This is a genomic window from Streptomyces sp. NPDC000404, assembly GCF_040300365.1.
Lineage (GTDB): Bacteria > Actinomycetota > Actinomycetes > Streptomycetales > Streptomycetaceae > Streptomyces > Streptomyces ramulosus.
On sequence record NZ_JBEPDN010000007.1, the window covers coordinates 1 to 26,161 of the forward strand.

General features: G+C 74.2%; 17 protein-coding genes and 1 riboswitch. Of the genes, 8 read left to right on the forward strand and 9 right to left on the reverse strand.

All coding sequences use genetic code 11. The annotated features are described in order from the left end of the window. Nucleotides 1-169: 169 nt before the first annotated feature. Entirely contained in the window at nucleotides 170-727 is a 558-nt protein-coding gene (locus tag ABT345_RS14610) for a MarR family winged helix-turn-helix transcriptional regulator (RefSeq protein ID WP_345088649.1), read from the reverse strand. Nucleotides 728-941: 214 nt separating this feature from the next. On the opposite strand from ABT345_RS14610, the gene ABT345_RS14615 reads away from it, so the two are divergent. Next, complete coding sequence (locus ABT345_RS14615; RefSeq protein ID WP_345088652.1) at nucleotides 942-2,246, forward strand: MFS transporter; 1,305 nt, start codon at nucleotides 942-944, stop codon at nucleotides 2,244-2,246. A gap of 119 nt (nucleotides 2,247-2,365) precedes the next feature. Here ABT345_RS14615 and ABT345_RS14620 read toward each other — a convergent pair whose 3' ends face one another. Next, complete coding sequence (locus tag ABT345_RS14620) at nucleotides 2,366-4,174, reverse strand: ATP-binding SpoIIE family protein phosphatase (protein WP_345088654.1); 1,809 nt, start codon at nucleotides 4,172-4,174, stop codon at nucleotides 2,366-2,368. A gap of 390 nt (nucleotides 4,175-4,564) precedes the next feature. Next, the gene (locus ABT345_RS14625) at nucleotides 4,565-5,890 is read right to left on the reverse strand and encodes an NAD(P)/FAD-dependent oxidoreductase (protein ID WP_386460305.1); all 1,326 of its coding nucleotides are present in this window, start codon (nucleotides 5,888-5,890) and stop codon (nucleotides 4,565-4,567) included. 499 nt (nucleotides 5,891-6,389) lie between these two features. On the opposite strand from ABT345_RS14625, the gene ABT345_RS14630 reads away from it, so the two are divergent. Together ABT345_RS14630 and ABT345_RS14635 are read left to right on the forward strand one after the other, a co-directional pair. Beyond that, entirely contained in the window at nucleotides 6,390-7,190 is an 801-nt protein-coding gene (locus ABT345_RS14630) for a TetR/AcrR family transcriptional regulator (protein ID WP_345089653.1), read from the forward strand. Nucleotides 7,191-7,412: 222 nt separating this feature from the next. Beyond that, entirely contained in the window at nucleotides 7,413-9,377 is a 1,965-nt protein-coding gene (locus ABT345_RS14635; protein WP_345088658.1) for a sigma-70 family RNA polymerase sigma factor, read from the forward strand. Between the two features lie 34 nt (nucleotides 9,378-9,411). Here the strand turns inward: ABT345_RS14635 and ABT345_RS14640 are convergent, their stop codons facing one another. Next, nucleotides 9,412-11,511, reverse strand: a complete 2,100-nt coding sequence (locus ABT345_RS14640; protein WP_345088660.1) for an asparagine synthase-related protein — start codon at nucleotides 11,509-11,511, stop codon at nucleotides 9,412-9,414. A 707-nt stretch (nucleotides 11,512-12,218) separates the two neighbouring features. On the opposite strand from ABT345_RS14640, the gene ABT345_RS14645 reads away from it, so the two are divergent. Together ABT345_RS14645 and lhgD are read left to right on the forward strand one after the other, a co-directional pair. Next, nucleotides 12,219-13,676, forward strand: coding sequence for an NsdA family TPR-like regulatory protein (locus tag ABT345_RS14645; RefSeq protein ID WP_030284263.1), 1,458 nt, complete (start codon nucleotides 12,219-12,221; stop codon nucleotides 13,674-13,676). Nucleotides 13,677-14,023: 347 nt separating this feature from the next. After that, nucleotides 14,024-15,238, forward strand: a complete 1,215-nt coding sequence (gene lhgD / locus ABT345_RS14650; protein ID WP_345088664.1) for an L-2-hydroxyglutarate dehydrogenase — start codon at nucleotides 14,024-14,026, stop codon at nucleotides 15,236-15,238. An 82-nt stretch (nucleotides 15,239-15,320) separates the two neighbouring features. On the opposite strand, the gene ABT345_RS14655 is transcribed toward lhgD, so the two are convergent. Next, nucleotides 15,321-16,610: an outer membrane protein assembly factor BamB family protein gene (locus tag ABT345_RS14655; protein ID WP_345088666.1), complete on the reverse strand. Its 1,290-nt coding sequence runs from the start codon at nucleotides 16,608-16,610 to the stop codon at nucleotides 15,321-15,323. Nucleotides 16,611-18,008: 1,398 nt separating this feature from the next. Here ABT345_RS14655 and trmB point away from each other — a divergent pair. Continuing rightward, complete coding sequence (gene trmB / locus ABT345_RS14660; RefSeq protein WP_386460280.1) at nucleotides 18,009-18,914, forward strand: tRNA (guanosine(46)-N7)-methyltransferase TrmB; 906 nt, start codon at nucleotides 18,009-18,011, stop codon at nucleotides 18,912-18,914. Between the two features lie 74 nt (nucleotides 18,915-18,988). Here trmB and ABT345_RS14665 read toward each other — a convergent pair whose 3' ends face one another. Beyond that, nucleotides 18,989-19,933, reverse strand: a complete 945-nt coding sequence (locus tag ABT345_RS14665; protein ID WP_345088668.1) for a YDG/SRA domain-containing protein — start codon at nucleotides 19,931-19,933, stop codon at nucleotides 18,989-18,991. A gap of 294 nt (nucleotides 19,934-20,227) precedes the next feature. Here ABT345_RS14665 and ABT345_RS14670 point away from each other — a divergent pair, with 294 nt between their 5' ends. Beyond that, the gene (locus ABT345_RS14670; protein ID WP_030284274.1) at nucleotides 20,228-20,530 is read left to right on the forward strand and encodes a hypothetical protein; all 303 of its coding nucleotides are present in this window, start codon (nucleotides 20,228-20,230) and stop codon (nucleotides 20,528-20,530) included. 150 nt (nucleotides 20,531-20,680) lie between these two features. Here the strand turns inward: ABT345_RS14670 and ABT345_RS14675 are convergent, their stop codons facing one another. The 3 genes from ABT345_RS14675 to ABT345_RS14685 form a co-directional block, all read right to left on the reverse strand. After that, entirely contained in the window at nucleotides 20,681-21,769 is a 1,089-nt protein-coding gene (locus ABT345_RS14675) for a protein kinase family protein (RefSeq protein ID WP_345088672.1), read from the reverse strand. A 321-nt stretch (nucleotides 21,770-22,090) separates the two neighbouring features. Then, nucleotides 22,091-23,032 carry an aldo/keto reductase gene (locus ABT345_RS14680; RefSeq protein ID WP_345088674.1) on the reverse strand — a complete coding sequence of 314 codons (942 nt, stop codon included), beginning with the start codon at nucleotides 23,030-23,032 and terminating at the stop codon, nucleotides 22,091-22,093. Between the two features lie 216 nt (nucleotides 23,033-23,248). Next, nucleotides 23,249-24,400 (reverse strand): M23 family metallopeptidase, encoded by a 1,152-nt coding sequence (locus tag ABT345_RS14685; RefSeq protein WP_345088676.1) that lies wholly within the window; start codon nucleotides 24,398-24,400, stop codon nucleotides 23,249-23,251. A gap of 12 nt (nucleotides 24,401-24,412) precedes the next feature. After that, nucleotides 24,413-24,566, reverse strand: a riboswitch (cyclic di-AMP (ydaO/yuaA leader). Nucleotides 24,567-24,951: 385 nt separating this feature from the next. On the opposite strand from ABT345_RS14685, the gene ABT345_RS14690 reads away from it, so the two are divergent. Further along, entirely contained in the window at nucleotides 24,952-26,061 is a 1,110-nt protein-coding gene (locus ABT345_RS14690) for a DUF2332 domain-containing protein (RefSeq protein ID WP_345088678.1), read from the forward strand. Nucleotides 26,062-26,161: the final 100 nt, after the last annotated feature.

A 26,161-nucleotide genomic window follows, 5' to 3' on the forward strand; every position in this document is an offset into this window, starting at 1 on the left:
CGGTGTGAATTTCGGGCATGCCGAAATTCGTTCCGGTGAGGAGTCGTGCGGTAGTGGTGTGCCGCGATGCGGCGGATGGCTGCCACAGAACCGTTCCGGCTGTGTGGCAACTCGGAGAACACTACGTATCGGCCAGGGCCGCGTCAACTCGATCAGTCGAGCGACCCGGTCAGTCGAGGTCGCTGAGGCGGCCTTCGGCGTCGGGCTGGGTCTCCTCGACGCGGCGCAGGAGACGGGTGAGGACCGCGCCGAGGACGCGGCGCTCCTCGGCGTCGAGGTCCTGGAGGAGGTCCTCCTCGAAGACGGAGGCCATCCGCATGGCCTCCAGCCACTTCTCGCGGCCCTCGTGGGTCAGCTCGACGATCACCCGGACCCGGTTGTTCTCGTCCCGCTCGCGGTTGACCAGTCCTTCGGCGGCCATGCGGTCGATGCGGTGGGTCATCGCGGCGGGGGTGAGGCCGAGGCGCTTGGCGAGTTCGCCGGGGCCGAGGCGGTACGGGGCGCCCGAGACGACGAGGGCCTTGAGGACCTCCCATTCGGCGTTGCTCATGCCGAGGGTGGCGGTCTGGCGTCCGTAGGCGACGTTCATCCGCCGGTTGAGCCGCTGGAGTGCGGAGACGACCTGTTCCACCTGGGGGTCGAGGTCTTGGAACTCTCGCTGGTAGGCCGCGATCTGTTCCTCAAGGCTCGGCTCGGTGGCACCGGCCGTATCTGAGGTCTCAGGCATGCGCCGCAGTATGGCATGGAACTCATTGGCGTTGAAGTCCTTCGCCATGTACTCTTTAGCTTCGAACTTTAGAGTTGAAGTCTTCAGGGTGTGATCGTCCGGTCCCCTGGAGAGGCGGGGGCTTTTTCGTGCCCGCGCGCCGGTCCGCCGGGCTTCCTCCGCAGTTCATCCCGTACTTCCTGATCGTCTTTCGACCTGACCTAGGTAGGTGAGTGTGACCACCGCAATGGGCGCCGCGCTGCGCCGGATCCAGCTGGGGAACGCGCTGAGCGCGTTCGGCAACGGCTTCACGGTTCCGTATCTCTACGTCTATGTGGCGAAGGTGCGGGACCTGGGTGCCAGTACCGCGGGTGTGGTGCTGGCGATGCTGGCGATTTCGGCGCTGGCCGTGCTGCCGCTGACCGGTCGGGCCATCGACCGGCGCGGTCCCCTTCCGGTGGCCGTCGTCGGTACGGTCTCGGCGGCGCTCGGTGCGCTGGGGATGGGGCTGTCCGTCAGCCAGACGCAGGTCATCGCGTCGGCGGTGGCGCTCGGTGCCGGTATCGCGGTGATCCAGCCGGCGCTCGCCACGATGATCGTGTGGTGCTCGACGACGATCACCCGCTCGCGGGCGTTCGCCACGCAGTTCTTCCTGAACAACCTGGGGCTCGGCATCGGCGGGCTCGTCGGCGGGCTGCTCGTCGATGCGGCGCACGCGTCGAGCTTCGTGCGGCTCTTCGCCATCGAGGCGGCGATGTTCCTGGTGCTCGGCGCGGCGGTGGCGACCGTGCGGCTGCCGCGGACGCCGAAGGTCGAGGGCTCGGTGCCGACGGGTGAGAAGCCGCAGGGTGCCTGGCGGGCGCTGCTGTCCGACCGGCGGATGGTGTGGCTCTGCGTGCTGGGCTTCGTCCTCTTCTTCGCCTGCTACGGGCAGTTCGAGTCGGGTCTGGCGGCGTACGCCACGGAGGTCACCCGGATCGCGCCGGCCACGCTGGGGATCGCGCTGGCGGCCAACACGGCGGCGATCGTGGTGGCGCAGTTCGTGGTGCTGAAACTCGTCGAGCGGCGGCGGCGCAGCCGGGTGATGGCGGTGGTCGGGCTGATCTGGACGGTCGCGTGGGTCGCGGCCGGTCTGTCCGGGCTGGTGCACGGCTCGCAGGTGATCGCGACGACGCTGCTGATCTCGACGTATGCGCTGTTCGGGATCGGGGAGTCGCTGCTGTCGCCGACGGTGGCGCCGCTGGTGGCCGATCTGGCCCCGGCGTCGCTGATCGGGCAGTACAACTCGGCGTTCGCGCTGGTCAAGCAGTTGGCGCTGGCGGTCGGTCCGGCCGTGGGCGCGCTGATGGTGGGCCATGGGATGTCGGCTGCGTACATCGGGATGCTGGTGCTGTGCGCGCTGGGGATCACCGTGCTGTCGCTGCGGCTGGGGCGGATGCTCTCCCCGGTGCAGGACAACCCGCACCGCGCGGCGGTCGCTCCGGTCCGTCCGGCGGAGGGTGCGGCGGACGGCGCGGAGACCGCGGTGGCGGTGGCCTGAGCGGTCCCGGCGGGCGGTGGCCCGTGCCCGTAGGGGGATCCCGTACGGGATGAGTGGTGAAGGGGAACGGCCCGGCGCGAGGTGCGCCGGGCCGTTCGTCGTTGCTGCGGGGCCGGGCGTCAGGGGGACGGGAGGGCGAATTCGCACCAGACGGCCTTGCCGCCGTCGGGGGTGCGGCGCGAGCCCCAGTTGGAGGCGATGGTCGCGACGATGGAGATGCCGCGGCCCGCTTCGTCGGCGGGCTCGGCGGTGCGGCGGCGCGGGAGGTGGTCGTCGCCGTCGGTGACCTCGACGATCAGGCGGCGGTCGGTGCGGCGCAGCCGCAGGCGCATCGGCGGGGTGCCGTGCTGGAGGGAGTTGGCGACCAGCTCGCTGGCGGCGAGGACGCCGAGGTCGTGCAGCTCGGGGGCGAAGCGCCAGGAGGCGAGCACGCCGGAGGCGAAGGCGCGGGCGCGCGGCGCGGCCTCGGTGCCGCCGTGCAGCTCCAGGACGGCGTTGTGGAACAGCTCGGCGTCGTGGCCGGTGCGCTCGGGGTGCTGGACGACGAGGATCGCGACGTCGTCGTCGTGGGCGTCGGTGATGCCCATGGAGCGCAGCAGGCGGTCGCAGACGACGGCGGGGGCGTCGTCCGCGCCGGCGAAGGCGGCGGCCAGTGCCTCGACGCCGTGGTCGATGTCCTTGTCGCGGCGCTCGACGAGGCCGTCGGTGTAGAGGACGGCGGCGGCGCCGGGGCCGAGCGGGACGGTGCCGGAGGTGTGCAGCCAGCCGCCGGTGCCCAGGGGCGGGCCGGTCGGCTCGGCGGCGCGGTGGACGGTGCCGTCGGCGTCGCGGACGAGGATCGGCAGATGGCCGGCGGAGGCGTAGACCAGGCGGCCTTCGTTGGGGTCGTGGACGGCGTAGACGCAGGTGGCGATCTGGCTGGCGTCGATCTCGGCGGCGAGGCCGTCGAGGAGCTGGAGGACCTCGTGGGGCGGCAGGTCGAGGCGGGCGTAGGCCCGGACGGCGGTGCGCAGCTGGCCCATGACGGCGGCGGCGCGGACCCCGCGGCCCATGACGTCGCCGATGACGAGGGCGGTGCGGCCGCCGCCGAGGGTGATGACGTCGTACCAGTCGCCGCCGACCGCGGCTTCGGTGCCGCCGGGGCGGTAGGTGGCGGCGACGCGGAGGTCGTCGGGCTGCTCCAGCTCCTGCGGGAGGAGGGAGCGCTGGAGGGTGACGGCGGCGGCGCGCTGGCGGGCCTCGCTGGCGCGGAGGCGTTCGGCCGATTCGATCTGGTCGGTGACCTCGGCGCCGAAGACGAGGACGCCCTTGTGCGGGGCGACGCAGGCGACCTCCGGGTCGGGGGCCGGGCCGCTGGCGGCGACCTCGATGGGGGTGCAGGTGAAGGTGTAGTAGGTGTCGCGGGCGCGGGCGGCGCCGGCGCGGATCCGGCGGGACTTGACGGTGCGGGGGCGGCCGCTGCGCAGGACCTGGTCCATCAGGGGCAGCAGGCCGAGTTCGTCCAGCTCGGGCAGGGCCTCGCGGGCGGTGCGGCCGGCCGGGCGGGGGCCGAAGACGGTGGCGTAGGCGGCGTTGACATAGGCGAGGCGGTGCTCGGGGCCGTAGACGACGGCGACCAGGGCGGGGATGGTGCCGAGGATGTCGTGGACGGAGAGGGCGTCGACGGTGGGCGGGGCGGCGGCGCCCTGGGGGCCCGCGGCGGCCGCGGTGGACTCGGCGGCGGGCGGTACGTCGCCGTCGGGGGCGGTGGGGCCGGATGCCTCGGCGCGGGCGGCCGGGACGGCGCCGCCGGGCGGGGGCTCGGCCGCGGCGGCACGGGCGGCGGGCGGCTGCTGGCCGCCCTGCGGGGCGGCGGCCGGGCGTGCGGTCCGGCCGGGGCGGGCGGTGCGCCGCTGGGGGAGCTTGGCGCTCCAGCGCGTGAAGATCACGGAGGGGTACCTCTTACTTCGCTTCGTCGCGCGGGCTCGGACCTGTCGTCACGCTCCCGTTGTCGCCCGAAGGGCGCCGGGCGGGGCCTTGCGGACACGCCCCGGGGCCGTCGGCTCGGGGGGTGTGCCTGCCGGGGGACCGTCGTGCGGTCGGCCGGGGCCCTGTGCGGCGCTCTCTGACGTGGTGCAGCAAACGTCCGAATTCCTCGTGATTATTACTCTTCGCGGAGACGAGCCCACCCATGGTCACACGACCAGTGTGGCCGACCCGGGCGGTATCCGTCAGACGTCCGGGCGCCGGGCTGGAGTTCCGGACTCCGTTTCGCCCGGCCGGACCCGGTGCGGCCGGGCCGCACGGGTGGGGCGTGGCGTGTCCCGGTGGACGGCGGGTCAGCTGGCCTCGTTGTGGCGGCCGGTGCCGGCCGCCAGCTCGAATTCGGCGCGGGGGTTCTCCAGCGAGCCGAGCGAGACGATCTCGCGTTTGAACAGGCCGGAAAGGGTCCACTCGGCGAGCACCTTGGCCTTGCGGTTGAAGGTGGGGATGCGGCTGAGGTGGTAGGCGCGGTGCATGAACCACGCCGGATAGCCCTTGAGCTTGCGGCCGTAGACGTGCGCGACGCCCTTGTGGAGGCCGAGGGAGGCGACGGAGCCGGCGTACTTGTGGCGGTAGTCGAGGAGCGGGCCGCCGCGGACGGCGGAGGCGACGTTCTCGGCGAGGGTGCGGGCCTGGCGTACGGCGTGCTGGGCGTTGGGGGCGCAGAGGGCGGGCGGGTCGTCGGGGGAGGCGGGCGCGGGGGCCGTGAGGTCGGGGACGGCGGCGGCGTCGCCGGCGGCCCAGGCGTGGTCGGCGCCGTCCACCTGGAGGGCGGCGGTGCACTTGAGACGGCCGCGGTCGTTGAGGGGGAGGCCGGTGGCGGCGAGGACCGGGTGCGGTTTGACGCCGGCGGTCCACACGAGGGTGCGGGTGGGGAAGCGGGAGCCGTCGCTGAGGACGGCGGTGCGGTTCTCGCAGGAGTCGAGGCGGGTGTCGAGGCGGACGTCGATGTTGCGGGCGCGCAGCTCCCGTACGGCGTAGCGGCCCATCTCGGGGCCCACTTCGGGAAGGATCTTTCCGGTCGCCTCGACGAGGATCCACTTCAGGTCGGTGGCCTCGATGTTGTGGTAGTAGCGGGCGGCGTAGCGGGCCATGTCCTCCAGCTCGGCGAGCGCCTCGACACCCGCGTAGCCGCCGCCGACGAAGACGAAGGTGAGCGCGGCGTCGCGGACCGCCGGGTCGCGGGTGGAGGAGGCGATGTCGAGCTGTTCGAGGACGTGGTTGCGCAGGCCGATGGCCTCCTCGACGGTCTTGAAGCCGATGCCGAAGTCGGCGAGTCCGGGGACCGGGAGGGTGCGGGAGACGGAGCCGGGGGCGAGGATCAGCTCGTCGTAGGGGATCTCGGTGTCGGCGGCGCCGGCCGCCTCGGTGGCGAGGGTCTCGACGGTGGCGGTGCGCGCTCCGTGGTCGAGCGCGGTGACCTCGCCGATGACGACCCGGCACTGCGGCAGCACCTGGCGCAGCGGCACGACGACATGGCGGGGGGAGATGGATCCGGCCGCGGCCTCGGGGAGGAAGGGCTGGTAGGTCATGTACGGCTCGGGGTCGACCACGGTGATCTCGACGGTGCCCTGCCGCAGCTCCTGGGCGAGTTTCCGCTGCAGCCGCAGGGCGGTGTACATGCCCACGTAGCCGCCGCCGACGATCAGGATGCGCGCCACTTCGTTCGAAGACACAGCCTTCACAGAGCTTCTCCTCGCGGTGGACCGGTCCCGGCAAGGCCCCGGGGTCCGGCCGGCCGGCGGCACGGCAGCCCCAGGAGGCACTGTGCCCCCGGGAAGGCACAGCACTGTTCCATGACGCCTTCCCGGCCGCGCTTTGTCCACAGGCTCGACGAAATGCGCGGGCGGTCGCGCGGGCCCGGGCGGAGGGTCGGCTTCCGCGATGTGCGGGCGAGGTGCGCAGGTCAGACGGGCGACGGCGGTGCGGCGGGTGGGCGCCGTGGAGAAGGTGGTGCCGGTGTAGGCCGATCGGGGGTGCGGTGTGCCCGGAACTGACCCTTCAATCTTGACCGGGGCTCAACTATGTTCGGTAGCTCATGGGGGCGGGCCCGATCGGCGCGCCCCTTTCCGTCAGGGCGGGGAGTCTCCGGGGGGAGACGTCATGACCGGGGGATCACAGATGCATATTCAGGGCACACATTGGTCGGGCACCGTCACGGCGCCCGGTAACGGCGGCCGGGCCGCCACGGCGCACGGCGGCGAGGCGGACGGCCGCCCCGGGCGGCCCGCAGGAGGGGGCTCGCGCAGCGCACCGCTGCGGGTGGACGCCCAGCGCAATCTGGAGCATGTGCTGCGCGCCGCGCGCGAGGTCTTCGGCGAGCTGGGGTACGGCGCGCCCATGGAGGACGTCGCGCGGCGCGCACGGGTCGGCGTGGGAACGGTCTACCGCCGCTTCCCGAGCAAGGACGTACTGGTGCGGCGGATAGCCGAGGAGGAGACGTCCCGGCTGACCGAGCAGGCGCGTACCGCGCTGGGCCAGGAGGAGGATCCCTGGTCGGCGCTCTCCCGCTTCCTGCGGACGTCGGTCGCCTCGGGCGCCGGGCGGCTGCTGCCGCCGAACGTGCTGCGCGTCGGCGCCGGTACGGAGGCGGAGGCGGCGCCCGAGGGCGTGGCCGACGCCGCGGGCGCCCGGGTGCCGCAGCAGCGGCTGCCGGTGGCGGGCGAGGAGCCCGCCGCGGACGCGTACGGCGCGGAGGCGGAGCGGTCCGGGGGTGTGCCCGCGCTGCTGGACGTGGTGGGGCGGCTCGTGGAGCGCGCCCGGTCGGCGGGGGCGCTGCGGCCGGACGTCACGGTCGGCGACGTCCTGCTGGTGATCGCCACCAGCGCGCCGACGCTGCCGGATCCGGGGCATCAGCAGGCGGCGTCCGCGCGGCTGCTGGACATCCTGCTGGAGGGGCTGCGGTCGCGGCCGCAGAGCTGACGGACCGCGGAGTTCCGGCCGGGGCGGCGCGTCCCGGCCGGACGGCTGCGGGCCGCCGGTGCGGGGCGCGCACATTGTGCCCCGGAACGGCGGCCGAAGGGGCCCTCTCCGGGCAGCGCGCCCCGGATGAGTGGTTGCGGGGACGGACTCGTCGGCCCGGGCGTGTCGTGTGGCACGCTTGCGCGGTGTTCCGGTGTGACGGCGTGTTCGGGGGCCTTGGCGATGACTCTTGACGGGCGGGACGAACAGCGCGGTGGCGACCACACCACCACCGATCCGGACGAACGTACGGGGCAGGTCCCGGGGCAGTCGGGGCCGCTGGGCGCCACGCCCGCGGCCGCCGGTCCGGCGGCGCCGCCCGATCGCACCGACGCCACACCGCTCGCCGGGGTCCCGCCGCAGCGCGACCGCACCGAGGCGCCGTCCGCCGCGCCCGTGACGCCGTCGTCCGCACCCGAGCCGCCGGAGGGCGCCGAGGCCCCGTCGTCGGATGCCGCGCTGGTCGGCGCGGTGCGGGCCGGGGACGACGGGGCGTACGAGGAGCTGTACCGCCGCCACGCCGAGGCGGTGCGCCGCTATGCGCGCAGCTGCTGCCGGGACGTGCACACCGCCGAGGATCTGACCGGCGAGGTGTTCGCGCGCACGCTGCAGGCGGTGCGGGGCGGCGCGGGTCCGGACACCGCGGTGCGGGCGTATCTGCTGACGACGGTCCGGCGGGTGGCGGCGGCCTGGGCGAAGACCGCCAAGCGCGAGCAGCTGGTCGAGGACTTCGCGGTGTTCGCGGTCTCCGCGGCCGGGACGTCGATGGACGCCGGGGGCGGCCCGGGCAGCGGGGTCGATCTCGGCGCCGACGTCCGGGCGATGCAGGAGGCCGAACGGACGCTGGCGATGCAGGCGTTCCGCAGCCTGCCGGAGCGCTATCAGACGGTGCTGTGGCACACCACCGTCGAGGAGGAGACGCCCAGTCAGGTCGCGCCGCTGCTCGGGCTGACCGCCAACGCCACGGCGGTGCTGGCGCACCGGGCGCGCGAGGGGCTGAAGCAGGCCTATCTGCAGGCGCATGTCAGCCAGTCGCTGACGGCCGGCGGCGACTGCGCGCGCTACGCCGACCGGCTCGGCGCGTACGCCCGCGGCGGGCTGCGGATGCGGGCCGAGCGGGGGCTGCGCAAGCATCTCGACGGGTGTGCGCGGTGCCGGATGGCGGCGCGTGAGGTCGCCGACGTCAACCAGCGGATCGGCGCGCTGCTGCCGGTCGCCGTCATCGGCTGGTTCGCCGCCTCGTACGCGGTCAAGGCCGCGGCGGCGGTCGCCGGGACGGCCGGGGTCGGCGCGGTGGCCGGGGCGGGTGCCGCGGCGGCCGCGGCCGGCGGCGGCTCCTCGGGCGGTGCGGCGGGCGGCGCCGCGGCCGGGGAGGCGCTGGGCATGCCGGTGAAGGTCGCGATCGGCGCCGGGGTGATGGTCGTGGCCGGTGCGGCGCTGGCGATGGCGATGACCGGGGCGCCGGAGCCGACGGAGAAGGCCGAGGCGCGGAAGGAGCCGACACCCGCCGTGGCGCCGCGCACGCCCGCGCCGAAGCCGCCGCCCGCGCCGAAGCCGGCGCCCACCCCGCCGCCGGCGACCCGTCCGGCTCCGCCGCCCCCGCCGAAGCCCACGCCGACGCCGACGCCCACACCCGCCCCGCCGAAGCCGACCCCGAAGCCGACGCCCACCCCGACGCCGACCCCGACACCGACACCCACGCCGACGCCTGCCCCGACGCCGTATCCGCTCAACTCCCTCGGGACGGACCTCGGCGGGGACGGGACGGAGCCGGAGGTCCGTCTCTGGGGCAGCAGTTGGATATGGCAGCGGAAGACGCCGGACATCGACGGCCGGTCGTATCCGAACGGCGTGACGGTCCACGGCGCGTCCACCGTCGTCATCGATCTGCACCGGCCCTGCACGTCGTACGACGCGGTCGCCGGGGTGGACGATCTCAGCCTGGGGCGGGGGGCGGTGCGGTTCTCCGTGGAGGGGGACGGGGCGTTGCTGTGGCGCTCCGACGTGGTGCGCGGCGGGCGGCCCGCGGTGCCGGTGCACGTCCCGCTGACCGGGGTGAAGACGCTGCGGCTGAGCGTGACGCCGCGGACGCCGGTGGATTCGTTGGTGCTCGCCGACTGGGCGCAGTCGGCGATCAACTGCCGCTGATCCGGGGCCTGCCGGGCGGGCCCGGCGGCCGCGCTCAGAGGCGGGCGCGGGACGGCACGCCGGCGGCGACCGCGCGGCGGCGCGGGGCGGTGGCCGCATCGGTCCAGCAGCTGCCGCGGCGCAGGACCAGGCGGCGCAGCCACAGCTCGGTGGAGACCAGTTCGGCCAGGCCGTCCAGGGGCAGCGCGGCGCCCTCGGCGGCGGCGTGCAGCGCCTTGCGCACCACCCGCGCCTCCACCAGCCCGGCGTCGGCGAGCAGCGGCGCGTCGAAGAGCTGGACGAGGCCGTCGAGGCCGGCCCGCAGCCCGGTGCGCAGGGCGGCGGTGTGCGGGAGGTGGGCGGTGGCGCCCCAGCCCGGCGGCAGGTCGCGGACGCCCGCGCCGGCGAGGACCGAGCGGAGGACGGCGGCGCGGGCGCCGGGCTGGACGCGCAGGGTGTCGGGCAGCGCGCGGCAGGCGAGCACCACCTGGTTGTCGAGGAACGGCGCGTGCAGACGCTGGCCGCGGACCTCCACGGCCTGTTCGAAGACGCGGTGGTCGGCGGCGCGGCGGGCCAGCGCGGCGCGGGCCCGGCGCTCGCCCGGCCGGCCCGCGCCGGGGGTGCGCGCCGCCGCCGCGCCCAGCCGTACGGACACCTCGGCCAGCGCCTCGCCGGTGAGCCAGCGGGCGGCGGGGCCGGGGCGGCACCAGAACAGCGCGGCGAGGGAGGCGTCGACGGCGCCCGGGTCGCCGACGCCGTCGACCCGCCGCTCCACCAGCCGCCGCGCGGTCTCGGCGACCCCGGTCCCGTAGGGCGTACGGGCGAGCTTGCGGGCGGCGCGGTAGACGGTGAAGGGCACCAGGACGGAGTGGGCCGAGGGGCCGTCGGCCCTGGCCAGCGCGGTGACCGGGCGCAGCAGATGGCGTCGGCGGCGGTCCAGGAGGAGGTCGGCGAGGCGGGCCGGGTGGGCGTCGAGGACCTGGCGGGCGCCGTGGCCGGTGAAGTGGTCGGCGCCGCCGGCGAGCAGGCGGCTGCGGTGACGGAACGCGGTGACGAGGGAGGGGCCCGGCTCGTCGGTGAGCGGGAGGGTGCCGAGCCCGGCGAAGGGCAGGGCCTCTTCGCCGCCGGTGACGACGCGGTGGTGCAGCCGCGGGTTGTCGGCGAGGGCGCGGGCCCGCTCCAGCTCGGCGTCGCGGTGGGCGCGGCCGCCCTGGGTGGCGTGGTCGGTGAAGGTGACGGCGAGGAGGCGCTCGCCGTGACCGGTGAGCGCCCCCGGTGCGCCGGGCAGCCCGGCGGCCAGCAGGGCGAGGGTCCCGGAGGCGCTGCCGCCGGAGAGGTCGGCGGCGACACCGGGGGCGGGGGCGCCGCGGGCCGCGCGCCGCTCGGCGGGTCCCATGCCCGGCACCGGGCCCGGGTCCAGGCCGCCGGGCCCGGCCGGGCCGTCAGGGCCATCGGGGGCAGCTGCGTGCCGGGGGCTCGACAGCCGGGCCCGGACCGCGTCGACCAGGGCCTCGCGGACGCCGTCCACCGCCTGCTCCGGGGCGACGCGGGGACCGGCGACGGCCAGCGAGGCGGCCGGTTCGTACGAGGTGATCTCGCGGGCGCCGCCGCGCAGCACCAGGGCGTGGCCGGGCGGGACGCGGCGCACCCCTTCGTAGGGCGTGCCGGAGCCGAGCGCCTCGGGGGCGTCCGGGCAGGCCAGGAGGGCGCCGAGGTGGCCGATGTCGAGTCCGGCCTCGATGAGGTCGGCGAGCGGCAGGGCGGCGGTGGCGAAGGCGGTGCCGCCCTCCCAGGGGGTGTGGAAGACGGGGCGGGCGCCGGCGAGGTCGCCGGTGACGGTGAGGCGGCGGCCCATGCGGACGACGGCGGTGTAGCTGCCGGGCCAGGCGGTGAGGTGGCGCAGCGCGCCGCCACGGGCCGCGTAGAGGCCGACGCGCAGCTGGTCGTCGGTGGCGCCGCAGACGCCGAAGACGGCGAGCGCGGTCTCCGGGTCGGCGCGGACGACGCGGACCTCGTCGGGCCGCCAGTCGCCGACCGCCCACAGCGGATCCGGTCCGTCCCACAGGAGTTGGGCGCCCACGGGGAGGACCGTGCGGCTCCCCCCGGTGGCGGCCGGCCCCGCGGTGGCACTGCTCCACCCCACCAACCAGCGCATGCCGCCTCCCCGCTCCCCGTGCCGCGGGGGCGCGCCACCGCCCCGTACCGCGGATTTCAGCCGTTGTGCGGTCCATGCTGCCATGACGGGGGCGTACGGGAGCCGAGCGAAGCGGCGGGGCGGCGCCCGGCGGTGGGGAGTTGACGTCGCGGGCGGGGCGGCGGCTCGCGTACGCGGCGGAGTGCGGGCGGGGCGCACGGCGGGCGCCGGGGAGCGTGCCGTGGGGCGCGTCGCGCCGAGCGGTGGGCGCCTTCCGGTCCCGCGGCGCGTTTCCGCCGCCCGTCGTTATTCGGCCAAAGTCTGCTGAACTCCGTTCAATTGGCGATGCGCCGCGGCGTGTCGCGCGACACGGCGGTAAGGGGGCCGCGGCGGCTCGCGCGACGGTCCGGGAAGCGGGCTGCGCCTCCCGGACCGGACCACCGCCCGCGGGGAATGGAGCGGCGGTATCCCCCAGCCCACCGGATCCAGTACAGCGGGCCGACCCACGCGGCACCCATGGAAGCGGCGGCGTTCCCGGGGAGGCAGCGCGCACATGTGGGCGCACGGCAACACGTACCCGGAGCACATGCCAACTCCCGCTCCCCCGGCCCGAAATGAATCTCGCCATCCGGGACACCGGCCCTTAACGGTCGGGATCCGGCGAACTACTCTGGGTGGACGCACGCCCCGGGGCACCGGGGCTGCCGTCGCAGTGTCGAGGGGTGCGCATGTCCAGGGATATACGCGGGCCGAACGAGAAGCTCGGCACCGTTCTCGCCCTCGCGGGTATCAGCAACGCCGGTCTGGCGCGCCGGGTGAACGACCTCGGCGCACAGCGCGGGCTCACGCTTCGTTACGACAAGACGTCGGTCGCCCGCTGGGTCTCCAAGGGGATGGTGCCGCAGGGCGCCGCGCCCCATCTGATCGCCTCCGCGATCGGCAGCAAGCTCGGGCGGCCGGTCCCGCTGCACGAGATCGGCCTCGGGGACGCGGATCCGGCGCCCGAGGTCGGGCTGACATTTCCCCGCGATGTGGGCGCAGCGGTGCGTTCCGCCACCGATCTCTACCGGCTGGATCTGGCCGGACGGCGGGCCGGCGGCGGAGGAATCTGGCAGAGCCTGGCCGGATCTTTCGCCGTCAGCGCGTACGCCACCCCCGCCTCCCGGTGGCTGATATCCCCGGCCGACAGCTCGGTGGCGCGCAACGCGGTCGAAGCAGCCGAGGCGGGTGAGAAGGAGGCCGCCTCGGCCGCGGACGCGGCGACCCCTCAGCATGTCGGCCACAGCGATGTCAGCAAGCTCCGCGAGGCGGCGGAGGACGCGCGCCGCTGGGACTCCAAGTACGGCGGTGGCGACTGGCGTTCGTCCATGGTGCCGGAGTGTCTGCGGGTGGACGCGGCCCCGCTGCTCCTCGCCTCGTACAGCGACGAGGTCGGGCGCGCCCTCTTCGGCGCGACCTCCGAACTCACCCGGCTCGCCGGGTGGATGGCCTTCGACACCGGGCAGCAGGAGGCCGCCCAGCGCTACTACATCCAGGCGCTGCGGCTGGCCCGTGCCGCGGCCGACGTCCCGCTGGGCGGCTACGTCCTCGCCTCGATGTCCCTGCAGGCGACGTACCGCGGCTTCGCCGACGAGGGCGTCGATCTCGCCCAGGCGGCGCTGGAGCGCAACCGCGGGCTGGCGACCGCCCGCACCATGAGCTTCTTCCGTCTGGTGGAGGCCCGCGCCCAGGCGAAGGCCGGCGAGGCCCGCGCCTGCGAGGTGGCGCTGAAGGCCGCCGAGGGCTGGCTGGAGCGCTCCCGCGGCGGCGACGCCGACCCGTCCTGGCTCGACTTCTACTCCTACGAGCGGTTCGCCGCCGACGCCGCCGAGTGCTACCGCGACCTGCGGCTGCCCCGCCAGGTGCGCCGCTTCACCGAGCAGGCCCTCTCCCGGCCCACCGAGGAGTTCGTCCGCTCGCACGGGCTGCGCCTGGTGGTCTCCGCCGTCGCCGAGCTGGAGTCCGGCAACCTCGACGCGGCCTGCGCCGCCGGCACCCGCGCCGTCGAGGTCGCCGGCCGCATCTCCTCGGCCCGCACCACCGAATACGTCCGCGATCTGCTGCACCGCCTGGAGCCGTACGGCGACGAGCCGCGGGTGGTGGAACTGCGCGAGCGGGCCCGGCCGTTGCTGGCGGCGCCCGCGTAGACACGCGGGCGCACGGGCGCACGAGGGGCGGACGGGAGCGGGGCGCCGGGCCGGTCAGGATGCGGCGCCGGGCCCTCGACGCGGGGGCCGGGACCGCGCCGCGCAGCCCGCCGGGCGGCGTCCGGCCCGGCCCCGGTCCCGGCCCCCGCTCCTCGGCCGCTTGCGCCGGAGTTGCCCGCTTCCGCTGCCGTTTCGCGGGCTCTGCGGGGATTCCCGCCCTGGTCGCGCGGTGTTGTCAGTACCTCGCGTCATGATGGGGTAGGTCGTCGGGCGACGGCGAGCGGGCCGCGGTCAGGGGTGGTCCGCGTCGGGGGCGCATCCCGCGTTCTCGCGGTTGGGGAGGTGCAGTGGCGGCGCACGACTGCGACGTGCTGGTGATCGGTGCGGGCATCGTCGGACTCTCGACGGCCCATGCCCTCACCCGCGCCGTACCGGGGCTGCGCGTGACGGTTCTGGAGAAGGAGTCCGGCCCGGCCCGGCACCAGACCGGCCGCAACAGCGGCGTGATCCACAGCGGCATCTACTACCCGCCCGGCTCCCTCAAGGCCCGCTACGCCCTCCGGGGCTCGGCCGAGATGGTGGAATTCTGCGCCGAGCACAGCATCGCGCACGAGGTCACCGGCAAGCTGATCGTCGCCACCGACCGCGCCGAGCTGCCCCGGCTGCACGCCCTCATCCAGCGCGGACGCGAGCACGGCCTGCCCGTACGCGAGCTGGGCCCGGCCCAGATCACCGACCACGAGCCGGCGGTCCGCGGCCTCGCCGCCATCCACGTCGGCACCACCGGCATCTGCGACTTCGGCGCCGTCGCCCGCACCTTCGGCCGCCTCGCCCAGGAGGCCGGGGCGTCGCTCGTGTACGGCGCCGAGGTGACGCGGATCGGGCGCCGCCCGGGCCGGGTCGCCGTCGCCACGGCGGACGGCACGGTCCACCGCGCCCGCGCCCTGGTCAACTGCGCCGGTCTGCACAGCGACCGCATCGCGCGGCTGGCCGGTGACGATCCGGGCATGCGGATCGTCCCGTTCCGCGGCGAGTACCACCTCCTCGCGCCGGAGCGCTCCGGGCTGGTCCGCGGCCTGGTCTATCCCGTCCCCGACCCGGCGTTCCCGTTCCTCGGCGTCCATCTGACCCGCGGCATCGACGGCGCCGTCCACCTCGGCCCGAACGCCGTCCCGGCCCTGGCCCGCGAGGGCTACGACTGGCGCACCCTGCGCCCCGCCGAGCTGGCCGGCACCCTCGCCTACCGCGGCTCGTGGCGGATAGCCCGCCGCCACTGGCGGTACGGCGCGGGCGAGCTGCACCGCTCGCTCTCCCGCCGCGCCTTCACCACCGCCGTGCGGCGACTGCTGCCCGCCGTCACCGAGGCCGACCTGCGCCCGGCGCCCGCCGGCGTCCGCGCCCAGGCCGTCCTCCCCGACGGCACCCTCGTCGACGACTTCCTCTTCGCCGACTCCCCCGGCATCGTCCACGTCCTCAACGCCCCGTCCCCGGCGGCCACGGCGTCGCTGCCCATCGGCCGGGAGATCGCGGAGCGGGTGACGGCGCTGCTGGACCGGCGCTGAACGCACGCGTGGGCGGTGCGGGCGCGTGGCCCGCACCGCCCACGCGGTGCTCACGGACGGCGGGCCGCCCGGCGGGAGGTGGTCAGTCGGCGGGGATGGGGACGGGGGAGGCGTTCGACGCCTTGTAGGCGCGGAGGAACGGCCGGAAGGTCGACACCGATTCCCCCTCGACGTACAGCACCCGTTCGTTGCCGTTCCACGCCAGCGACATGTTCGGCCCGGTCGGCAGGTCGTGTCCCGCGGTCAGGAGCGTGCCCAGGAGCTTCGTCTTGGCGTCCCGCAGCCCCACCGAGATCAGTTCGGGGTCCTGCGTGGCGGGGTGCGAGGGGCTGCCGTGGGAGACGCCGACCGCGATGACGTTCCCTTCTTCGAGCGCCACGGCCGCCGCCCCGGACCGCTTCCACAGACGCTTGCCGGTCTTCAGGTCGACGGCGGTCATGCCCGAGCGGTTGCCGTACGTCGTCACCAGGACCTTGGACTCCTCGTCGACCATGGTGGACCGGGCGTCGAGGTCCAGCTCTTCCAGGTCGCCGGTCAGCGGGATGGACTTGTCCGGCTTCGGCTTGCCCTCCGTGTCGAACGTCCGCAGCTCCCGCTTGCCGTCGGAGCTGTCCTCGCCCATCAGGAGGACCAGCGGGCTGTCGGAGACGATGCGCCGGACCTCCAGCTTCTCGTTGGGGACGAACGCGTTGAAGCTGTCCAGTTCGTGCTCCTGGACCAGCAGCGTCCGGTGCGGCTTGGCCTTCGAGCAGTCGCTGACCCGCGCCAGGTACTCGTTGCTCATCCCGAACGTCGCGGTGCAGTCACCGGCGGGCCACTTGAGGCTCCACTTGCCGGCGCCGCCGGAGATGTCGTAGCCGGAGTAGCTGTTGCCGATGGCGACGACGACCTGCTCGTTGCTGATACCGACGAGCGGGTGGTGCTCCGCCTCGCGGCCCTTGAGGTTACGGACCCAGAGGGTGTGGCCGGACTTGGTGTCGAAGACGGAGAGGAACGAGCAGTCGCCGCCGCCCGAGTCGAAGACCGCGGCGCCGACGCCATCGCGGTTCGGCTCCGTGGGCAGCGCACAGACCTGGCCGGCGCCCTTCGGGGCCTCCAGCTCCCATTCCTGCTTGCCGGTCTGGTCGTTGTAGGCGCGGACGCCGTCCTTGTCGCCGTAGACGACGGCGCCGTCGGTCATCCAGACCGACCGCATACCGGCGTCGTCGTCGGGCGGGTTGTCGCTCTTCTTCAGGTCGGTGTTCCACAGCTGCGCCATGGAGAGCGGCGGCTTCTGCTCCGCTTCGTCGTCGGAGCCGCCGGCCAGCAGGAAGTAGCCGCCGGTGCCGAGGGCCAGCAGGACGACGAGCACGATCGCGACAATCGCGGCCACCGGCACCCCGCGCCGCTGCCCACCCGGCGGCACCGGCGCCCCCGGTATCCCACCGGGCCCCTGCCCGAACGGCCCGCCACCGGGCGGCATCTGCCCGAACCCCTGCGGCCCCCCGGGCGGCGGATAGCCCGCACCGCCCGGACCGGGAGCCATCGGGCCACCGGGCGGCGGGTACATCCCCGGCGCCCCGGACTGCTGACCGTACGCACCGGGGGCGGGCTGACCCGGTACGCCCTGGCCGGGTATGCCCTGACCAGGTACGCCCTGGCCGGGGGCGTACGGTCCCGGGGCACCGGGCTGCGGACCAGGGCCCGGCTGGCCCGGCTGGCCCGGCTGGGCAGCCTGCGGTGCGCCGTACGGTCCCGGGGGCGACTGTGTCCCCGGGGGGCCCTGGGGGGCGGGGGGCTGCGGGGCGCCGGGCTGTCCCTGCGGCGCCGACGGGGCACCGGGCGCGGACCGGCCGGGGTCCTTGGCCATGGAGAGCTGCATGGTTCCGGCGGGGTGAGCCGGGGCCTGCTGGTCCGGGGCCTGTTGCGGAGCCGCGGGCGGCTGGACGGCGGCGAGCTTCATCGTCCCGGCGGGGCGCGCGGGGGCGGGCGGCGTGGCGGCGCCCGGGGCGGGCGGAGCCTCGGGGGTGCCCGGGGCCGGTGCGGCGCCCGGGGCCGGTGTGGCTGCGGGCGGGGTGCCCGGCGTGCCTTCCGGGGCGGCGCCCGGTGCGGACGTGCCCGGGGCGGCGCCCTCCTGCCCCGGCCCCTGAACCGCATCGGCGGGCCGGGCCGACCCGGAGCCCGGTGGCTCTCCCTGCGGATGAGCCCCGTTCCCCTGCTCCTGCGTCATTCCGACCGACCCCCTGGTTTGTTCGTGTGGCGGCCACGCATCGTATGCAGCCCACTGCACAGCGCGCCAACCGCCCCCTGAGCCCGGTGGCTGCGCGGAGATACGCGGGGAGATACGCGGGATGGAGAGGTGCGGGAAGGCTGTGTAGAGGGTGTGGGGGAGGCGTGTTTCGGTTGTGTGGCCGGGCCTGGGCAGCGTCGACCGGTTGGTCCTGGCTGACTGGAGTTGGCCGGTTGGTCCTGGGCACGGCGGGTGCCGGGCGGCGAGCGCTGGGGGGCGAGCGCTGGGGGCGGCTGAGCCGGGCGAGGAGGCGCGGGCGATCGGCCCGGAGGCAGAACGGCCGGCTCCCGCCGGTCGGCCCCGGCCCCGGCCCCAGTCCCGCTCCCGGCCCCGGCCACGGCCCCGTCGAGGCGACTCGGCACTGTCAACCCGAGGACCACAAGGCCGGACGGAGCAGTCCATGAGCAGTCCATGAGCAGCCCGTGAGCAGCCCGTGAGCAGCCGAGCACCGACCGATCAGGGACGCGTCCGGCCGCTCGTGGCCCGTAGAATCTCCGCACTGTGTCCGAGAATCCCCGCACCCCCGAGTCCGGCAGCCAGGAAACCAGCGTCCCGGAGGGCGCCGCCCCGTCCCGGGCGGAATCCGTCCCGGCCGACGGCACCGTGAACAGCGGCAAGGCGAGCGGCGGCGCCCCGGAGCCCGGTGGCGTAGAGGCGTCCGGTGCGACGCGGATCCGCCGCGACGGTCCGATGTTCCCCGACGGGAGCGGGCCCGCCGCCGATCCGGCCGGTGACCACCACGAGCGCCGGATCCGTTCCTTCCAGCCCCGCCGCAGCCGCGTCTCGCCGAGCCAGGCCGCCGCGCTGCGACGCCTGTGGCCGGTGTGGGGACGGGACATCGACGGGCTCTCCCGTATCGACCTCGACACGTTCTTCGACGGCCGCCCGGTCGTCCTGGAGATCGGCTTCGGCATGGGCGAGGCCACCGCGCAGATGGCCGCGGCCGACCCGGACACCGGCATCCTCGCCTGCGACGTCCACACCCCGGGCCAGGGCAACCTCCTCGCCCTCGCCGAACGGAACGGCCTGACCAACATCCGCGTGGTCAACGGCGACGCGATCATCCTGCTGCGCGAGATGCTCGCCCCCGGCTCCCTGGCCGGCCTGCGCGTCTTCTTCCCCGACCCCTGGCCGAAGAAGCGCCACCACAAGCGCCGCCTCATCCAGCCGGACTTCATCAGCCTGGCCACCACCCGCCTCGCCCCGGGCGCCCTCGTCCACTGCGCCACCGACTGGGAGCCCTACGCCGAGCAGATGCTCGACGTCCTCACCGCCGAACCCACCCTCCACAACATCTACCCCGACTACGCCCCCCGCCCGGACTTCCGCCCCCTCACCAAGTTCGAGGGCCAGGGCCTGGACAAGGGACATGTGGTGCACGACCTGATGTTCCGGCGGGGGGAGTAGGGGCGGCGCCCCGCCATCGCGCGAGTGCTGAGGTGAGGGGCTTCCCGGGGTCCCCTCACCTTCGCGCGCCAGCTTTAGCGGTCAATCGGCGTACTGAAGCGATCATCCCAACGCTGCCGATGGTGGCGCACAAAATCAACCTTTATTTTGTGCTCTCGAACCTTTTTCAGCTTGCCCTTGATCGTCCGGTTCAGCCCGTCGAGCACGTCAAGGTCATCAGATAGCTGAAGCGCACCCCGATCAAACAAGGCATGGCAGTTAGCGCACAGGCAGAGCACATTTTCCAGAACATCCGGGCCATTATGCGGCTTACCTAGCGCTCGAATATGTGCAGCCTCGCTATATGCCTCACCTCCAGGGGAGACCTGTAGGCGAGTCTCGCATATTTGGCAGGAATTTCCGTACATTTCCTTGACGGTGCGCACCACCTTAGAATTCCGCACCAGCCGCTGATACTCCACAGTGCGGCGCACCTGCTCCTCGACAGAAGTGTCTTCGACCTGCGGAGGCGCTATCGGCTTCGCCTTGGGCGTTTCCCCCGGCGCCAGCTTCATCAACTTGAACTGACAGACGAGAAAACCCTCTTTCCCGACGGTCATCCAGTGGTCAGCCACCCGGAACAAGCCGCAATACTCATATCCCCCCATCGCCCTGCGCCGCTTTCCTCCTCTGATATCCAGGCCACGAACGACGCGGACGGAGTTTCCGCGCGCCTCGTTGAGCAGGAGTCCAGCATTACCGGGGCTTTCCATGCTCTGGTCCGCGTAGAGACGTCCAGTTTCTCTATCGCGACACCCTTCCCCCGTATAGACGATCTCTTCTTCGCCATAGACATCATCAACATACCCACCAGAGAGGACGATAGAATCTACGCCACCCAAGGCGGTGCCTGCGATTCCCCTACCAAAGGCGCGATGCACCCCAGCTTCGTATAGTTCCGCGTGCCCCTTGAACCACTGCCCCTCGAATACCTCATCTGGGGTGCCAAAACGAATGGGTGCCGTTTTCTCCTTCGCCATGGGTCGATCTTGCCAACCCGTCGAAGGAATGGCACGCATCTGCAAGCGATGTGCGCAGCGCCACATCTTCGCGCGTGCTGACTCCCTGAAGATCGCCAACTCAGCGGTTCCCGTTGCTCGCTGGTGCGGCACAACCCCCGCCATACTGAACGGATTTGAGCCGAGGAAGCGAGCAGTGCTCTCCCCGGATGTCGTAGCGCGCCGGGCATCTCCTCTGGGTCCAGCGGTACGGGCGTAAGGTCCAGCAGCGAGACGGTTTAGCAAACCCGTAAGCGAGAGGCATAAGTGATGGCGATGGCAGGCATTCCGACAGCAGCAGTGGCCGCGACCGGTCTCGTGGGTGGTTACGCCGTGGCCCGGTGGACGAAGAAGCGGCCCCTTGGTGGGGTGGCGTTGGCGGCTGCCGGGGCGGTGGCGGCCAAGGGGTGGCAGGAGAAGGCCGGCGGGAAGGCCGCGGCGGCGCTGGGCGGGGCGTATGTGGCGGCGTTCGCCGGGTCGCATCCGCTGGCGAAGAAGATCGGGGCGTGGCCGTCGGTGTTCGCGGTTGCCGGCGGCATGGCGCTGGCGTCGTGGGCGGTGGCGGACCGGCGCGGGTGATCCTGCCGAGGAGCGGCGGGGCCGGGTGACTCGGCCGGTGGGCGTTCCCTGGGGTCCGGGCCGGGTGGCCGGGCGGCGGCGGGGATCGGTCCGGACCGAAGGCCAGCCGCCCCCTCACCCGTCCTGCCCCGCTCCACCTCTCACCCCACGTCAGCCACACCGCACCCCCAACGCCCTCTCGACCTCGCCCGCCGGGAACCGCGTCCGTTTGCTCTGTTCGAACCACCGGTGGTGGAACGCGTCCAGGACCGCCGCGTGCGGGGCATGGCGGTCGAGGAGACCGACGATCTCGGAGGGGAGGCCGGCGGGGCGGCGGCCGGTGAGCCATGCCTTGAGGAAGGCTTCCTGATCCAGACCGCCGCGGACGGGGTCCGGGAGGTGGTGGCGGAGGAGGTGCCACGGTGCGTAGGAGCGGTCGTACACGAGGTGGTCGGTGAGGAAGGCGGACTCCTCGGGGGAGAGGTCGAAGTCGCGGCTCAGAGCGAGGCCGAAGTCCGTGAAGTAGACCTGGTGGCCGTCGGTGAGCAGGTTGGCGAAGTGGGTGTCGAAGTGGACCAGTCCGCGGGCGCTCATGAACTCCGTGCCGCGGACCAGTTCGTCCTCCGCCCAGCGGTAGGGCGCGCTGCCGCCGGGCTCCGCCCAGGCGCCGTCCCGGAGCCCGCAGAGCCGGTCCGCGAGCGTCCGGGGCAGGTACTCCAGGAAGAGCACCAGGCTGAAGGAGGAGTCGCCGATGGCCTCCAGCCGGCGGCGTACCGCGGCGGAACCCTCCCAGTGGGCGACGGCCCCCTCGATGCCGCCGAACGCGTCGGCGAAGTCGCCCGGCGGCCGGTCCGGCAGGACGCGCCAGTGGTACAGCAGCGGGAAGCCCGGGTACGCGTTCCGCAGGACCCAGGCGGTGGTCATGAGGTGCGCGGCCAGCTCCCGCCAGGCGCCGAAGCCCGCCGAGCCCGCCCCGTACTGGTAGTAGAGGGGCAGGCCGAAGAGGTTGGCGGTCGAGCGGAGGTGTTCCGGGCGTAGTTCCAGGTCGGTCAGCGGGACCCGTTTGACGAAGACCGGCCGCCCCCCGACCGTCATCTCCGCCCGTCGGCCGCCGATGCCCGAACCGCGCGCCGGAGCGGCGGCCACCGCATCACCGAGCCTGCGGTCGCTCAACAGGGACAGCCGCGCGCCCACGTCCGCGTAGGCCGACAGCCGCGCGGCGGAAGGAAGCGGTTCGGCATCGGCGACGGGCGCCCTCACGAACCCCGCCCCCGGCCCGCGAACCTCATCCGTATCCAGAACCTCATCTGTATCCAGAGCCTCATCCGTATTTACGGGTGATCCCTGATCCATGGATGGTTCCTGATCCATGGGTGGCCTCTGATCCATGGGTGGCTCCTGTCCGGTGGTTCGCGCCCGGTGGTTCGTGCCCGGTAACCGTAGGTCCCCGTCCCCTGGCCCTCATTCGGTGGCTCAGCGGCTCAGCGGCTCAGTGGCCCCTGCCGATGCCGGGTGCCGGAGGCCTGCTCCGGCACCCGGCACCCGACCACCCGGCACCGGAGCAGCCCCGCCTCCTCTCCCCTACGCCGAAACCTCGTCCAGCAGCGCCAGTTCCTCGGCGTCGAGCCGGAGGTCCTGGATGCCGAGGAGGGCCGGGAGCTGGGCGGTGGTGCGGGCGCTGGCGATGGGGGCGGTGACCGTGGGGCGGGCGGCGAGCCAGGCGAGGGCGACGGTGGCCGGTTCCGCTCCGTGGGCCGCGGCGACGGTGTCGAGGGCGGTGAGGACGCGGATGCCGCGGTCGGTGGCGAGGTGAGCTGCGGCCTTGCCGGACCGGGCGCTGTCGATGTCCGTGCCGGGGCGGTACTTGCCGGTCAGGAAGCCGGAGGCGAGCCCGTAGTACGGGACGGCGGCCACGCCGTGGCGGGCGGCGACATCGGCGAGTTCGCCCTCGTAGGTGTCGCGGGAGACCAGGTTGTACTCCGGCTGGAGGGCGACGTAGCGGGCGAGGTTCTCGCGCGCGGAGAAGGTCAGGGCCTCCTCCAGGCGCGCCGCCGAGATGTTGGAGGCGGCGATCTCGCGGACCTTGCCGGCCCGGACGAGGTCGTCGAGGACGGTCAGGAACTCGCCGACCTCCAGCGACTCGTCGTCGTAGTGGGTGTAGTAGAGGTCGATGTGGTCGGTGCGCAGGCGGCGCAGCGAGCCCTCGACGGCCTTCTTGATCGTGTCGGCGGAGAGGCCCTTGAGGCCGGGGAGGGCGCCGACCTTGGTGGCGATGACGACGTCGTCGCGGTTGCCGCGGGCCGCGAGCCAGTTGCCGATCACGGTCTCGGACTCGCCGCCCTCGTTGCCCGGAACCCAGGCCGAGTAGACATCGGCGGTGTCGATGAAGTTGCCGCCGCCGGCGACGTACGCGTCGAGCACCGCGAACGACTCGGCCTCGTCGGCGGTCCAGCCGAAGACGTTGCCGCCGAGGCAGAGCGGGGAGACGGAGAGCGAGCCGAGGGGATTACGTGTGGTGGTCATGCAGTTATTCAACACAGCGCGGGGCAGCGGCATTTCCCGGCTACGGCATCCGGGCGCGATACGTCCCCCGGGGCGCGCCGGCTGCCCGCCCCGGACGGGCGGTCCGGGGCCCGGCGCACGGCGGCGGTCCGGGGCCCGGCCCGGCGCGCGGCGCGGTTGCGCGCGCCCCGGACTCGCGCCCCGGACATGGGCCCCGGACTCCCCTCAGGGCAGGCCTCAGACGTTCAGGCCCCGGGCCCGCAGCCACGGCATCGGGTCGACGGGGCCGCCGCCACCGGGGCGGACCTCCAGGTGGAGGTGGGGGCCGGTGACGTTCCCGGTGGCGCCGACGCGGCCGATGACCTCGCCGGTGGAGACCTTGCCGCCGGTCTTCACCATCGACGAGAGGTGGCAGAACCACAGCTCCGTACCGTCGTCGAGGGTGAGGACGATGCGGTAGCCGTACGAGCCGGCCCAGCCGGCCTGGGTGATGGTGCCGGAGTGCACGGCCTTGACCGGCGTGCCCGTGGGGGCGGCGAAGTCCTGGCCGGTGTGGTCGGCGGCCCAACGGTCGCCGGCCTGGCCGAAGCTGGCGGTGAGGGTGTACGAGGTGACCGGCAGCAGATAGCTCTTGGCCAGCTCGGCCAGGCGCGCCGCCTCGGCCTTGGCGCGGGCCTCGGCCTCGCGCTTCGCCTTGGCCGCCGCCGCCTTGCGCGCGGCCTCGGCCCGCTCCGCCTTCGCGTCGGCCACCGCCGCCTTCTGCTCCGTCGTGGCGGTCTTCTCCGCCTGGGCGAGGGCGGTGTGTTCGGCGGCGTCCCGGGCGTCGCGCTCGCCGGCCTCCTGCTGGGTGTCGGCCTGCTGGAGGATGCGGCTGCGCAGCGCCTCCCCGGCGTCCGTGCCCCGGCCGTCCTCGGTGGTGATCCCGGCGGACGACAGCGGCGCCGCCGCGGTGGCCGCATCGGACGCCTCGTCGGAGGAGCCGAGCAGCGGCCCGATGCCGGGCAGCGATTCGGCGTCCGGCAGCGCCCCGGTGACGTCGGTGGCGAGGGCGCCGATGTCCGGCATGGAGATCGGGACCGGCGGCTTGTCCTCGGCGGTCGCCATGCCGCCGGCGCCGACCGCCGCGATCACGCCGACGCCGAGGACCGTGCCGCTGCGGGCCAGCGCGCCGCGCTGCTTGCCGACGCGGTGACGGCCGCGGACGGACCGCACGGACTCCTCGGTCGGGTTCCACTCACCGGGCGCGTCGTCCGCGACACCGTAGGGGCCGGGGCCCTCCGGGGCGAACGCGCCCGGCGCGAAGGTGGCCGTATCGGTCAGGGAACCCGGCAGGTCCTGGGGGAAGTGGTCGGCTGACGGGGCTTCGGGGGCAAGCCTGTTGGACGCCACGGAGGCGCACTCCTTTCCTTCCTTCGCGCCTACCGGGTTAGCTGACGGGTTCGGAGCAGGAAGGTCTCCTACGGGCGGCCTCTGGCCGAGGCGTCCGATTCACCCCATGAAGGTGGTTCCCCGGTTCCCTCCGCGCCGGTCGGGCCTGCCGAGGCATATCCAGGACACGTCACGGCAGTTCACGAAATATCGGCGCACCGGCGCACAAGGGGGCGCCGTCGCGGGAAGTGACCACCGGTGTGCCTGGGTGTCCGGCATACCTGAAGAGCGCGTACGGGATTCGGCGTGGGGGCACGGTGCCGCCTCTGCGACGGCTGGGACGACCGCGCTCCGTTATCGGACAGTAATAGAGATCGCGGCCGATTTCCAAGCGATCCCGCGAATCCGCTCCGTACGACTACGGTCATTGGCCAAGACTTTTCGGGGCAACAGCCGTGCAAACCGGGCGAGTTGATCGCCTTTCACGAAACGGCCTGTACGTGATTGTGCATCACTTGTTATGCGGAGGGGTGCGCATTCCTCACGCTCCGTGAGGGCAGTAGCGTCTGATCATGGTCGTCGACTTCACCAACAACGCATCGGCCCTGGCAGCGCGCTACCGGGACTTCTCCTGGTGGGAGGCGCGGGGCCGGTGTGCGGCCCACGAGGAGTTGACGGCACGGATCGGGCAGGACCCGGAGCTGTGCGAACTCCTCGCCGCATCCCTCCCGATGGGTAACAAGCAGCAGCCCAACCTCCTGCTGGCGGCCGTCCGCCACCTCGACGGTCCGCACGCCGAGCAGGGCCCGCGCGGCGAACTGGCGTACGGCCGCTGGCGCGAGTGGACGATCCGGCACTGGGCCGAGGTCCGCGCGGTCGTCATGAGCCGCTCCACCCAGACCAACGAACCGGGCCGCTGCGCCACCCTGCTGCCCCTCCTGGCCCGCCTCCGCGGCCCGTTGGCCCTCCTGGAGGTGGGCGCCTCGGCCGGCCTCTGCCTCCACCCGGACCGCTACCGGTACGCGTACGAGCCGGACACCGCCGCCCCGGGGACGCCCGCTCCGGCCGCGCCCCCGCAGGCGTACACCCTCGGCGCCCCGGACAGCCCGGTCACCCTCCGGTGCCGCGTCGGGCGGGAGGAGGGGGTGGCCGCGGCGGACGCGGCGGCGCCCGCGGGGCTGCCGGAGATCGTGTGGCGCGGCGGCATCGACCTCGCCCCGCTCGACCCGGTGGACGACCCCGAGGCGCTGCGCTGGCTGCGCTCCCTGGTGTGGCCGGGCACCCCGGAGCGCGCGCAGCGGCTGACGGCGGCGGTGGACGCGGTGCGGGCGGCGCCGCGGCCCGAGATCGTCCGCGGCGACCTGGTCGAGGAGCTGCCCGCGCTGGCGGCGCGGGTCCCCGAGCACGCCACGCTCGTCGTCTTCCACACGTCCGTGCTGTCGTACCTGCCGCTCGCCCACCGGGAGCGGTTCGCCGACCTGGTGCGCGCGCTGCTCGCCGGGCGGCCGGGCGGCGGCCACTGGATCTCCCAGGAACACCACTCCGTCACCCCGTGGCGGCCCGCACCGGCCGCCGGCCGCCTCACCCCGGACCACCGGGAGCGGCTGCTGACCCTCGCGCTGGACGACCGCCCGGTCGCGCTGACGGGGGCGCACGGCCAGAGCCTCCACTGGGTGGCGTAGGGGTCCGCCACCGGGACCGCACCCGGCGCGCGGGGCCCACTCACGCGCCCCGCGCGCCGGTGCGGCCCCGGGACTCCTCGCACGCCCGGCGCGCGCCGGC

Bases quoted from the DNA above. Each gene is read 5' to 3' on its own strand.
- ABT345_RS14610 (WP_345088649.1), bottom strand. From the start codon at position 727: ATGCCTGAGACCTCAGATACGGCCGGTGCCACCGAGCCGAGCCTTGAG.
- ABT345_RS14625 (WP_386460305.1), bottom strand. From the start codon at position 5,890: ATGTACACCGCCCTGCGGCTGCAGCGGAAACTCGCCCAGGAGCTGCGG.
- ABT345_RS14630 (WP_345089653.1), top strand. From the start codon at position 6,390: ATGCATATTCAGGGCACACATTGGTCGGGCACCGTCACGGCGCCCGGT.
- ABT345_RS14635 (WP_345088658.1), top strand. From the start codon at position 7,413: ATGACTCTTGACGGGCGGGACGAACAGCGCGGTGGCGACCACACCACC.
- ABT345_RS14640 (WP_345088660.1), bottom strand. From the start codon at position 11,511: ATGCGCTGGTTGGTGGGGTGGAGCAGTGCCACCGCGGGGCCGGCCGCC.
- ABT345_RS14645 (WP_030284263.1), top strand. From the start codon at position 12,219: ATGTCCAGGGATATACGCGGGCCGAACGAGAAGCTCGGCACCGTTCTC.
- ABT345_RS14665 (WP_345088668.1), bottom strand. From the start codon at position 19,933: ATGGCGAAGGAGAAAACGGCACCCATTCGTTTTGGCACCCCAGATGAG.
- ABT345_RS14670 (WP_030284274.1), top strand. From the start codon at position 20,228: ATGGCAGGCATTCCGACAGCAGCAGTGGCCGCGACCGGTCTCGTGGGT.
- ABT345_RS14680 (WP_345088674.1), bottom strand. From the start codon at position 23,032: ATGACCACCACACGTAATCCCCTCGGCTCGCTCTCCGTCTCCCCGCTC.
- ABT345_RS14690 (WP_345088678.1), top strand. From the start codon at position 24,952: ATGGTCGTCGACTTCACCAACAACGCATCGGCCCTGGCAGCGCGCTAC.